At 72.3% G+C, this 12,153-nt stretch carries 6 protein-coding genes; 5 read left to right on the top strand and 1 reads right to left on the bottom strand.

Going from position 1 to position 12,153, the window contains the following annotated elements:
* Window positions 1-143 precede the first annotated feature (143 nt).
* Window positions 144-4,112 (top strand): type VII secretion protein EccCa, encoded by a 3,969-nt coding sequence (gene eccCa / locus ACZ5C2_RS27705; RefSeq protein ID WP_468796810.1) that lies wholly within the window; start codon window positions 144-146, stop codon window positions 4,110-4,112.
* A 224-nt stretch (window positions 4,113-4,336) separates the two neighbouring features.
* Here eccCa and ACZ5C2_RS27700 read toward each other — a convergent pair whose 3' ends face one another.
* Window positions 4,337-5,509 (bottom strand): S8 family serine peptidase, encoded by a 1,173-nt coding sequence (locus ACZ5C2_RS27700; protein WP_468796807.1) that lies wholly within the window; start codon window positions 5,507-5,509, stop codon window positions 4,337-4,339.
* An 80-nt stretch (window positions 5,510-5,589) separates the two neighbouring features.
* Between ACZ5C2_RS27700 and ACZ5C2_RS27695 the strand changes: the two genes are divergently transcribed.
* From ACZ5C2_RS27695 to ACZ5C2_RS27680, 4 genes are all read left to right on the top strand, one after another.
* Window positions 5,590-8,868 (top strand): right-handed parallel beta-helix repeat-containing protein, encoded by a 3,279-nt coding sequence (locus ACZ5C2_RS27695; protein WP_468796804.1) that lies wholly within the window; start codon window positions 5,590-5,592, stop codon window positions 8,866-8,868.
* A 211-nt stretch (window positions 8,869-9,079) separates the two neighbouring features.
* Window positions 9,080-9,220: a hypothetical protein gene (locus ACZ5C2_RS27690; protein WP_468796801.1), complete on the top strand. Its 141-nt coding sequence runs from the start codon at window positions 9,080-9,082 to the stop codon at window positions 9,218-9,220.
* An 11-nt stretch (window positions 9,221-9,231) separates the two neighbouring features.
* Window positions 9,232-11,517: a heavy metal translocating P-type ATPase gene (locus ACZ5C2_RS27685; RefSeq protein WP_468796798.1), complete on the top strand. Its 2,286-nt coding sequence runs from the start codon at window positions 9,232-9,234 to the stop codon at window positions 11,515-11,517.
* The gene (locus ACZ5C2_RS27680) at window positions 11,514-12,029 is read left to right on the top strand and encodes a copper chaperone PCu(A)C (protein WP_468796795.1); all 516 of its coding nucleotides are present in this window, start codon (window positions 11,514-11,516) and stop codon (window positions 12,027-12,029) included. The genes ACZ5C2_RS27685 and ACZ5C2_RS27680 overlap by 4 nt, the downstream gene beginning before the upstream one ends.
* The last annotated feature ends 124 nt before the right edge of the window (window positions 12,030-12,153 follow it).

The raw sequence follows: 12,153 nt of genomic DNA, 5'->3' as shown, positions 1-12,153 counted from the left end.
CCGGGACGGCGCGTCCGACGTCGTGCCGACAGGCCTTTCCCACCCGGTCTCATCGCCGCTGCCCCAAGACGCGCGGCGCCCGCAGCCACCGTACGCCGTCGTGCCCGTGCCGTACTCGGTCAACCCCTCGAGGAGACAGCTCGTTGAGCACCACTCTGTTTCGCAGGCCCGCACGCAGGCACGGCCCGGACATGCCCGAAGGGGAGCTGACTCTCCAGGAGCCTCCCACCCTTCCGGAGATGACGCCCGACAGCTCCTCGGTGTGGAACTACCTGCCGATGGCGCTGATGTCGGCCTCCATGCTGCTGATCTACGTGCGACCCAGTGGTTCCGGGACCCGAGCCTTCACCTACCTGGCACTGGGGATGATGGTCGCCTCCACGGCGGCCATGCTGCTGGGGCAGTACTTCCGGCGCAGCAGTGAGCGCAAGCAGCAATTGAAGGGTGAGCGCCGGGACTATCTGCGCTATCTGCGCCAGATGCGCCGCAAGGTACGCGCCGCCGTGGCGGAGCAGCAGCGCGCCTCGGCCTGGCGGCACCCTGCGCCGGGTGCCCTGTGGTCGCTGGTGGCCACCAGCCGCCAGTGGGAACGCCGGCCCGCCGACGACGACTTCGGCGAGGTGCGGGTCGCGGTGGGCGACCAGAAGCTGGGGCTGCGGCTGGCGCCCCAGAGCACCAAACCCGTGGAGGACCTGGAGCCGCTCAGCGCGCACGCCCTGCGCTGCTTCATCCGGGCCTATGCCACCGTTCCCGAGCAGCCCATCGCGGTGTACCTGCGCACCTGGGCCCGGGTGCTGTTCCGGGGGGACGACGCGCGGATCCGCGCTCTGGCCCGGGCCATGCTGGCGCAGCTCGCTGTCGTGCACTCGCCCGAGGACCTCTGGATCGCCGTGTGCACGTCCGACGCGCGGCGCGCGGACTGGGAGTGGGTGAAGTGGCTCCCCCACAACCTCCACCGCACGGAACTCGACGGTGCGGGCGCGGTACGCATGGTCGTCGGCACCGTGAACGAGCTGGACGACCAGCTGGGAGCCGAGTTCACCGAGCGGCCCGCCTTCACCTCGGAGGCCCGGGCGGGGCGTGAGGAGCCGTACACGGTGATCGTCCTGGACGGTGCCACGGTGCCGTCCGGGCACCGCCTGGACGGGCCCGGTTTCCGCAACTCGGTCGTTCTGGACCTGAGCGGGGAACTGACCTGGCGGCCCAGCCGGGTGACACTGCGTCTGGATCTCGCCGAGGCGGTACTGCGTCTGGTGCGCACCGACCGGGAACGCAAGGAGCAGTGCACGGAACTCGGCATCCCCGACGGCATGGGCCTCGCCACGGCCATGTCGCTCGCCAAGCGGCTGGCGCCGTACCGGATGGGATTCGGGCAGGAGTCCGGCGGCGAACCCATGGATACGGACACCGAGCTGACCGCGCTGCTGGGCATCACCGACCTGCACCGTCACGAGCCGCCGGAGCTGTGGCGGCGCCGCACCGGGGTGGAGCGACTCAGGGTGCCGATCGCCGTGTCTCCCGACGGAAGGCCGGTGGAACTGGACATCAAGGAGTCCGCGCAGGGCGGCACCGGACCGCACGGCATGCTCATCGGCGCCACCGGATCGGGCAAGAGCGAGCTGCTGCGCACCCTGGTACTGGCGCTGGCGCTGACGAACTCCTCGGAGACGCTGAACTTCGTCCTGGTGGACTTCAAGGGCGGAGCGACCTTCCTGGGCCTGGACGCGCTCCCCCACACATCCGCGGTGATCACGAACCTCGCGGACGAGGTCGAACTGGTCGCCCGGATGCAGGACGCCCTGCACGGAGAGCTGATACGCCGCCAGGAGCTGCTGCGTGCGGCCGGCAACTACAGCTCCGCGCTGGAATACGAGAAGGCGCGGGCCGACGGAGCGTCGCTGGCCCCCCTGCCGAGCCTGTTCGTCGTGGTGGACGAGTTCAGCGAACTGCTGTCGGCACACCGGGAGTTCATGGAACTGTTCGTGATGATCGGGCGGCTCGGGAGAAGCCTGGGCGTGCATCTGCTGCTCGCCTCCCAGCGCCTCGACGAAGGCCGCATGCACCAGCTCGAGTCCCACCTGTCCTACCGGATCGGTCTGCGCACCTTCTCGGCCATGGAGAGCCGCGGTGTCCTGGGCGTGCCGGATGCCTACGAGCTGCCGCCGACCCCCGGCAGCGGCTTCATCAAAACCGGCACGGAGGCGCTGACCCGCTTCCGGGCGGCGTACGTGTCCGGCTCCTACCAGCAGCGCAGAGGCACGGTCCACCAGGCGCGGGTGGCCGGCCAGATCGTGCCGTGGACGGCGGACTGGGTGGTGCCCCGGCAGTTGCCGGACACGCCGGAGCCCGAACCGGAACAGCAGGAGGAGGGCGACAGCCCGTCGCTTCTCGCGGTGGCGGTGGAGCGGCTGCGGGACGCGGGGCCGCCCGCCCGCCAGGTGTGGCTGCCACCGCTCGAGGAACCCTCCACTCTCGACACACTGCTGGGCCCCTTGACCCCGCACGCCGAGTACGGGCTGACCTGCGGCATGTCCCGGCGTGGGCGGTTGGTGGCGCCCGTGGGCATCGTCGACCGGCCCTTCGACCAGCGTCGCGACGAGTTGGTGGTGGACCTGTCGGGGGCCGGGGGCCATGTCGCCATCGCCGGTGGTCCGCAGAGCGGTAAGTCCACGCTGCTGCGCACCCTGATCACGGCACTGGCGCTCACCCATACCCCCCGCGAAGTGCAGTTCTACTGCCTGGACTTCGGCGGCGGCACACTGGCCGGCCTGACCGGGCTGCCCCATGTCGGCGGGACGGCGGCCCGGATGGACACGGAGCGGGTCGGCCGGGTCATCGCCGACGTCACCTCTCTGCTCGCCCACCGCGAGCGGTTCTTCCTCGAGCACGGCATCGACTCGATGGCCTCCTTCCGGCGCCGCAGGGCGGCCGGTGAGTTCCCGGACGAACCCCACGGCGACATCTTCCTGGTGATCGACGGCTGGGCCACCGTCCGCCAGGACTACGACCAGCACATCCCCGGCTTCAACGCCCTGGCCGGCCGCGGCCTGAACTACGGCATCCACCTCGTCGTCACCACCTCCCGGTGGGTGGAACTCTCGGCAGTCCTGCGTGATCAGACGGGCACCCGTCTGGAGTTGCGGATGGGCGACCCGATGGACTCGGCAATCGATGTGCGCAAGGCAACCGGCGTGCCGCGCATCGCCGGTCGGGGGCTGACCCACGACTCCAAACTGCACTACCTGGCGGCCTTGCCGCGCATCGACGGACGGACGGACGCCGAGGACCTCTCCGAGGGCGTGGCCGATCTGGTCGCCCGCGTCCGGGAACACTGGACGGGTCCCGCGGCCCCGCCCGTACGGATGCTGCCCACCATGCTGCTGGAGGCCGAACTCCCGCCCGCCGAGAACCCCCTGCGAGTGCCGCTCGGTATCGAGGCAGGGACGATGGGCACGTGGTGGCACGACTTCACCACGCATCCGCACCTCGTCGTGGTCGGAGACACCGAGAGCGGAAAGACCAACCTGCTGCGGTTGATGGCGAAGGCCATCACCGAGCGGTACACCCCGGCCGAGGCCCGCATCCTCGTCGTCGACTACCGGCGTACCCTGGTGGAGTCCGTGCCCGACACGCACCGGCTCGGACACGCCGTGTCCCTCGACGCGCTCAAGGACCTGATCGACGGCGCGGCACGGGCGGTGCGCACCCGTCTGCCGGGCCCGGAGATCACGCCGGCGCGGATGCGGCTGTGCGACTGGTGGACCGGGCCGCGGCTGTTCGTCCTCGTCGACGACTACGACATGGTCGGCGGCAACCCGATGTCCCATCCCTTCGGCCCGCTGACGGACCACCTGACACTGGGCCACGAGGTGGGCATGCATCTGGTGGTGGCCCGTTCGGCGGCGGGCGCGGGGCGTGGCCTGAACGATCCACTGCTGCGGCGGATGCTGGAGGCCAACACACCGGGCGTCCTGCTGTCCTGCCCGCCGAGCGAGGGGTACCTCTTCAACAATGTCAAGGGCCGCAACCTGATACCGGGCCGCGGAGCCCTCATCACCCGCCGCAAGAGCATCGACGTCCAGAGCGCCCTGAGCGGGGCGGACCCCTCGTGACGGGCATACGCGACCGGACGCGAGCACCCCGCCCCGCGGGCGCACGCACCCGCCGCCCCGCGGACGACCGACGCCACGTCCGCGGCAGATACCGGGCGCGGGCCACCTGCCGGCGCGCGCACGTGCCGGGCGTCGCGGTGCTGGTGGAACATGCGCGGCGCACCCCGTCCGGCCCACCCGGCCGCGGGGTCCGGCTGCCGATGCCGACGGCGCACAGCCGCTGCCTACTCGGCCGGCCGCCAGCCCCGGGCCTTGCCCCGCGGCACGACCGCCATCGCCCCGCCCACCAGCAGCACCACCGCCAGCGCCCCGCCGCCGATCAGCAGGGCCCGGTGGCGGGGCCGGTCCGCAGCCGAGGCCGCGAAGCGCGCCGGCTCGGGGGCCGGCTCGGGGGCCGGGCGGTCCGCCGACAGCACGGCGGTCAGCCCGGCGTAGGTGTCCAGGCGGGGAACGTCGTCGGGGTAGGAGGCCTGCTGCAGCCTGCGGGCGACCTCTGCCGCGGAGAGATCCGGATGGTAGGACCGGATCAGGGCGGCGGCACCGGCGACGTGCGCGGCGGCCAGCGAAGAACCCGAGCCGATGAAGTGGCCCTCGCCCCGGGGCCCGATGCCGACCACAGCGCCACCGGGGGCGGACAGATCGGCGTCGAGCGCCCCCGGCGCGCTCTCCGGTCGCCCGCCGTCCGGACCGTGATCGACGACCGACACCACGTCGTCCACGTGGGCGGGCCAGTACGCGCGGGCGCGGGTGTCGGGCCGGCCGTCGGCGCCCTCGGGGGCGAGATCCGGTGCCGCGGGGGCGACGACGAGCACGTCCTCCTTCGTGGCCCGTCCGACGGCGGCGGACAGTTCCCTCTGCCCGCCGGTCAGCGCCTGGCCCACATAGATCACTTCGGCGCCCCGGTCCACGGCCGCCGTGATGCCGTCGGCCACCAGCCCGGCAGCGGCACGTCCGCGGGCGTCGGTGCCCCGTACGGCGAGGATGTCCGAGGCGGGCGCGACGCCGGTGACGGTGCCCCGTCCGGCGGCGGCGATCAGCCCCGCCACGAAACTTCCGTGTCCGACGCAGTCCTCGGCGGCGGCGCCGAGCGCGGTGACCCGCCCGGAGAGCGCCGGGGCCTGCGTGGAGACGCCGGTGTCCACGACGGCCACGGTCACTCCGGCACCCCGCGACAGCTCCCACGAGCGGGACAGCTGGAGCGCCCGATGGGTCCAGGGACGCTGATCGGCCCTCTTGGTGGAGGCGACCGCGCAGGGGTCGTCCACGGACACCTGCAGACGCAGCGGGGGCAGGGCCACCGGTTCGGCGTCGGCGCGGGCGGGTGGGGCCAGTACCAGGGCGGGAATCGCGGCGACCACCGCGATCGCCAGGGCACGACGGCAACGGTCGTACGGCATGCGGCAGATGATAGGGGACGGCATCGGGGGTCCGGTCCGACGGACTCCTCGGTCGGCCGGAGAACCGGGAGGGGCGAGCAGTGTCACGGCAGGTACTGACAGTGGGTCAGGAGCAGGCGGACGGGTTCCGGACCATCGGTGAGGCGCTGGCCGCTGCACGCACCGGGGCGGTCGTCCGGGTCGGCCCCGGCCGCTACCCGGAGAACCTCGTGGTGCGGGTCCGGGTCACGATCGTGGCCGCCGGTGAGCCGGGCACGGTGGAGATCTGCCCGCGGCGCGGCAGCGCACTCACCCAGGTGGCGGATGCGGTGATGCTCACCGACCTGGTATTGCGCGGCGGGAGCGAGGACGTGACGGTCGTGGACGCGGCACGCGGTCAGGTCGCCCTGGAGCGCTGCACGGTCATCGGTTCGGGATGGACGGCGCTGCTGGCCCGGCAGAGCGGTTCACTGGCACTGCGCGGCTGCCGGGTCACCAATCGGGAGGGCGCGGGTATCGTGGACACCTCCACCGAGCCGAGTGCCATCGAGGACTGCGTGCTGGAGAACTTCGGCACCTCGGCCGTGGTCCTCGGCGAGAGCGCCCGCTCCACCGTCCGGAACTGCCGCATCCGGGGCACCCGTGGCAACGGAGTGCTGGCCAATGGTGACGCCCAGGGAGTCGTGGAGTCGTGTGACATCAGCGGGACCGACAAGCCCGCCCTGGCCCTCGAGGGCCACAGCACCACCCGGGTGCTGCGCACCACCGTCCGGGACTGCGCGGTGGGGCTCTATCTCACCAGCGCCTCCCGGCCCACGCTGGAGCAGGTCACCATATCCGGCACCTCCGGGCCCGGCATCGCCCTGGCCACCGGGGCCGACCCCCTGCTGCGCCGGTGTGAGACCAGCCGGACCAAGGGCCAGGGCCTCGTGATCGGCGACCGGTCCCGCGGCACCTTCGAGGACTGCTCGTTCACGTCGTCGGCCGGACCCGCGATCGAGGTGACCGACTCCAGCGCCCCGTCCTTCCTCCGTACGACGGTGCGGGACTGCGCCGACCCGGCGGCGGCGGTGCGACTGGAGGACCGCTCGGCGGCGGAGTTCGACCGGATCGAGGTGACGAACGCCAAGGGCAGTGGCATCTCCATCCGTTCCCACGCCAATCCGCTGATCCGCCGTGCCCGGATCACCGGGGCCGACCGCTACGGCATCGAGGCCTGTGAGGACGGCCGGGGCCGACTGGAGTTCTGCACCGTCGAACAGGCCGGCGACGCCGCCGTACGTGTCACCGACGGGGCGCGGACCCTGCTCGACGACTGCGTGCTGCGCGCGGCCGGCGAGGCGGCCGTCCGTGTGGGCCACGAGGGCGTCGCCACGGTGCGCGACACCGAGATCGACGGCTGCGACTCCTCGGGCGTCCTGGTGGAGAACGGCGGAGAGGTGGCCTTGACCCGCACGCGGATCACCGGTGCCGGGGCTCACGGTGTGCTGCTGACGGCGGGCTCACGCGGCGAACTGCGGTCCTGCGAGATCACCGGTGCCGTAGGCGACGGCATTCGCGTCGACACCGCCGAGCCCGTGAGCCTGACCGGCTGCACCGTGCGGAACAACCGAGGGGCGGGGCTGACCCAGAGCCGGGCCGGAGGACTGCTGGAGGTACTGGACCTGACCAGCTCCGGCAACGCCGGGCCCGATGCCTGGGGCACGGACATGGCCGCCGCGTACGCCGGGAAGGAAACGGGGGGTGACGCTCCGCGGGACCCGCTCGAGGAGTTGGAGGCGCTCATCGGTCTGGACGGCGTCAAGCACCAGGTGCGGACGCTGGTCAACCTCAATCAGCTCGCCCAGCGGCGCCAGCGGCTGGGCATGCCGGTGCCCTCCATGAGCCGCCATCTGGTCTTCGCGGGGCCGCCCGGCACCGGCAAGACCACCGTGGCCCGGCTGTACGGCTCCATCCTGGCCCGGCTCGGTGTGCTGCCGCAGGGCCATCTGGTCGAGGTCTCGCGGGCCGACCTCGTCGCCCAGGTCATCGGCGGCACGGCGATCAAAACGACGGAGGCGTTCAAGGAGGCGATCGGCGGTGTCCTGTTCATCGACGAGGCGTACACCCTCACCTCGGGCGGCTCGTCGAACGACTTCGGACGCGAGGCGGTCGACACGCTTCTCAAGCTCATGGAGGACCATCGCGAGGACGTGGTGGTGATCGCCGCGGGCTACTCCGCCGAAATGGACTCCTTCCTGTCCTCCAACCCGGGGCTGGCTTCCCGCTTCACCCGGACCATCGAGTTCGGGAACTACTCGGTCGAGGATCTGGTGACCATCACCGAGAGCATGTGCCGCTCCCACCAGTACCAGCTCGGGCCGGGCACCCCGCAGGCCCTGACCGCGCACTTCGGGGCCATGGAACGAGGCGCCGCCTTCGGCAACGGGCGCGCAGCCCGCCAGGCGTTCGAGGAAATGGTGGACCGGCAGGCGTCCCGACTGGCGACGATGGCCGAGCCCGCCGAGCGTGACCTGACCCTGCTGCTGCCCGAGGACGTCAGTGACGCGGCGGCGATCTCGGAAACCGCGGCCGAGGACCAGGAGACCATGCTGGCGCGGCTGGAGGCCATGGTCGGTCTCCACGCGGTCAAACGAGAGGTCACCGACCTGGTCAGCCTGCTCACCACCGCGAAACAACGGGAGGCCGCGGGACTGCCGGCTCCCAGGATCAGCCAGCACCTGGTGTTCTCCGGGCCGCCCGGCACGGGCAAGACCACCGTGGCCCGGCTCTACGCCGAACTGCTGGCCTCCCTGGGCGTGCTGTCGCGCGGCCAGCTCGTCGAAGTGGCCCGCGCCGACCTGGTGGGACGCTACGTCGGTCACACCGCGCAGCTCACCAAGGAGGTGTTCCAGAGCGCGATGGGCGGCGTCCTCTTCATCGACGAGGCGTACACCCTCACACCGCCCGGGGCGGGCTCGGACTTCGGGCGGGAGGCGGTGGACACCCTGCTGAAACTGATGGAGGACCACCGGGACGAGGTGGTGGTCATCGTCGCGGGCTACACCGAGGAGATGCAGGGCTTCCTGGATTCCAACCCCGGTCTGGCGTCGCGTTTCTCGCGGTTCGTGGAGTTCGAGAACTACTCGACCGACGAACTCCTCACCATCATGGAACGGCATGCCGAGGACACCGGATACACCTGCCCCACAGCCACGCTGGAGGCGGTGCGCACCCACCTCGCCCCGGTTCCCCGCGGGCGGACCTTCGGCAACGCACGGCTGGCCCGGCAGCTGCTGGAAACGATGATCACCCACCAGGCCCGGCGGCTGACGGCCCTGTCGCGGCCGAGTGTGGACGAACTGCGCACGCTGCTCCCGGAGGATCTTCCGCGTCTGTGACGCCCACCACAGGCCACGACGGGAACTCGCGCCCGCCATGCCCCGACTCCTCAAGTGGTACGGCGAGATCCGTCCACCGCGGTACGACCGCGGTACGACGCGACCTGGAGACCTGAGATGGCCGAGTCCCGACAGAAGTCCCCTCCGGGGGACGTGCCGGCACGAACGGTGGCCCCCCCCACCGGTTCTGTACGGCTTCCTCCTCCTGCTGGTGCTGATGTTCGCGGTGTCCTACGCCGTCGGCTCGGCCGCCGGACCGGTGGCGCCCGGCATGTCCGGCACCGGAGGGACACCCGCGGGCGGCGGCGGAGAGGTGCAGGACATGGACATGGACATGGGCGGAATGGGCTGAGGAGGACAGCGATGGACACCGAACCGGTGACCTCCGGCCCCGGGACCGTGACCACCGACCTGACCGTCGGCGGCATGACCTGTGCCGCCTGCGTGACCCGCGTGGAGAAGAAGCTCGGCAAGCTGGAAGGGGTCACGGCGAGCGTCAATCTGGCGACCGGCCGTGCCCGGGTCGAGCACCCGCCGGGCATCGGCGCCGAGGAGCTCATCGCGGCCGTGGTGAAGGCCGGTTACACCGCCGAGCTGCCGGAACCGCCCCGCGCGGCGAAGGCCGGGGGCGACGACGAGGAACCCGCGGACACGGCCGGGGCCGAGGCCGCACGACAGGACCGTGACCGGCTCCTGGTCACCGCGCTGCTGTCGGTGCCCGTGCTCGTGGTGTCGATGGTGCCCGCGCTGCAGTTCCGCAACTGGCAGTGGCTGTGCTTCGCGCTCACCGCTCCGGTCGTCGTCTGGAGCGCGTGGCCGTTCCACGTACGGGCCCTGCGCGGGCTGCGGCACTCGGCGGCGACCATGGACACCCTGGTGTCACTGGGCGTGCTGGCCTCCTTCTCCTGGTCCACGTACGCCCTGTTCCTGGGCGGTGCCGGGGAGCCGGGCATGGAGATGGCCTTCTCCCTCGTCCCCGGCGCCCCCACGGATGCCCCGGCGATCTACCTCGAGGCGGCCGTCAGCGTCCCGTTGTTCGTGCTGACCGGCCGCTTCCTGGAGGCGCGGGCGCGGCACGGAACCGGCGCGGCGCTCCGGTCACTGGCGCGGCTGACGGCCAAGGAGGTGTGGGTCCGCGAGGACGGCACCGAACGGCTCGTCCGCATCGAGGAGCTGGCGGCCGGCCAGGTCTTCGTCGTGCGGCCCGGTGAGCGGGTGGCCACCGACGGGCAGGTCGTGCAGGGCAGTTCCGCGGTGGACCTGTCCCTGGTCACCGGCGAGAGCGAACCGGTGGAGGTGGGGCCCGGCTCGGCGGTGGTCGGCGGCGCCGTCAACGCCGGCGGGCTGCTGCTCGTACGGGCCACCGCCGTCGGCGCCGACACCCAGCTCGCCCGTATCGCACAGTTGGTGACCGACGCCCAGGCAGGCAAGGCGAAGGCGCAGCGTCTGGCCGACACCGTCGCCGGGTTCTTCGTCCCGGTGGTGCTGGCCCTGGCCGTGACCACGCTGGGCTTCTGGCTCGGGGCCGGGGCCGACGCCCAGCCGGCCGTCACCGCGTGCGTCGCCGTCCTGGTCGTGGCCTGCCCCTGCGCCCTCGGTCTGGCCACACCGACCGCGCTCATGGCGGCCACCGGCCGCGGTGCCCAGATCGGTGTCCTCGTCAGGGGACCGCAGGCCCTGGAAAGCCTCCAGCACCTCGACGCGGTCGTACTGGACAAGACCGGCACCCTCACCTCCGGGCACATGAGCGTGGCCCGGGTGACGACGGTCCCCGAAGGGCTGGACGAAGCGGCGGTACTGCGCCTGGCCGGCGCGGTGGAGCAGGGCTCGGAACATCCGCTGGGCCGGGCGATCGCCGCGTACGCGCGCCGGGAACCGCCGGGACAAGGCCTCCCGGAAGTGCGTGACTTCCGCGCCCTGACCGGGCGGGGCGTGTCCGGCCGGGTGGAGGGCAGCCGGGTGGAGGTCCTCGCACCCGGCGACGACCTGCCGCGCCCGCTGGCCGAGGCGCTGGCGGCGGCCGAGACCACCGCCCGCACCCCGGTGCTGGTGCGCGTGGACGGCGCGGATCAGGCCCTGATCGAGGTGGGGGACGTCGTACGGCCCGGCAGTTACCGGGCCGTGGACCGGCTGCGGCGTCTGGGGGTGCGCCCGGTGCTCGCCACCGGCGACCGTGAGGCGCCCGCACGGGCGGTGGCCGGCGCCCTGGGCATCGACGACGTGCACGCCCGCTGCAGCCCCAAGGACAAGGCCGATCTCGTACGGGAGCTGCGCGAGCAGGGTTATCGGGTCGCCGTCGTCGGTGACGGGGTCAACGACGCCGCGGCACTCGCCGGCGCCGACCTCGGCATCGCCATGGGCAGCGGCACCGACGTGGCCATCGGGGCCGCCGACGTGACGCTCGCCCGCGGCGGCATCGACACTCTGGCGGACTCGGTCGAACTCGCGCGGCGTACCCTGCGCACGATCCGGACCAACCTGGTGTGGGCGTTCGGCTACAACGTGGTGACGGTGCCGCTCGCCATGATCGGCCTGTTGAATCCCATGCTGGCCGCCGCGGCGATGTCCGTGAGTTCCGTGCTGGTGGTCGGCAACAGTCTGCGGTTGCGCGCCTGGCAGCCCCCGGCCCCGCGGAGGCGTGTGCGATGACCGGTTCCTTCTGGCGGCTCGACCGTCGCCGGCTGACCGACACCGCGCTGGCCGCACTCGCGCCCGTCATCGCGTGCGGCATCGCCCTCGGCGGGCTGACCACCTGGGTCGGCGCGGGCGGGGCGGGCAGCCCGGCCGCCCGGATCGATGTGTCGTACGGCCGTGTTCTGCTGCCGTTCGGTGATACGACGGAAACGTCCGCGTACTTCGACGTCTCCAACTCCGGTGACGCGGACGACCGGCTGGTCGCGGTGACCTACACGGGCAGACAAGCGGAGATCAGCCGCCACAGCGAGGCGGGCCGCGGGGCCGCCACCAAGAAGTACCTGGACTCGACGGAAGTCCCCGCCGGTACAAGGCTGTCCATGTCCCCCCACGGGGTCAACGTGACGCTGAACGCGCGACGCGGCTGGCGTGCGGGGGATCTCGTCCGGTTCACCCTGCGCTTCGAACGCAGCGGAACGATCGACGCCTTCGCGGTGGTGACACGGCCGGGAGATTCGGGCTTCTGAGCACCGAGCGGGGTGATGGGATGCCACCCCGCCTGCACGGCAGCCCGGTTGCCGTCGGCGCGGCCGGGCCGGCGAACACCGCGGTCGGCCGGCCACCGACGCCTGACGACCGTGGTCGGCAGTG

The organism is Streptomyces sp. NPDC031365 (genome assembly GCF_055569765.1).
This window is presented reverse-complemented; position numbering and strand designations above follow the sequence as displayed.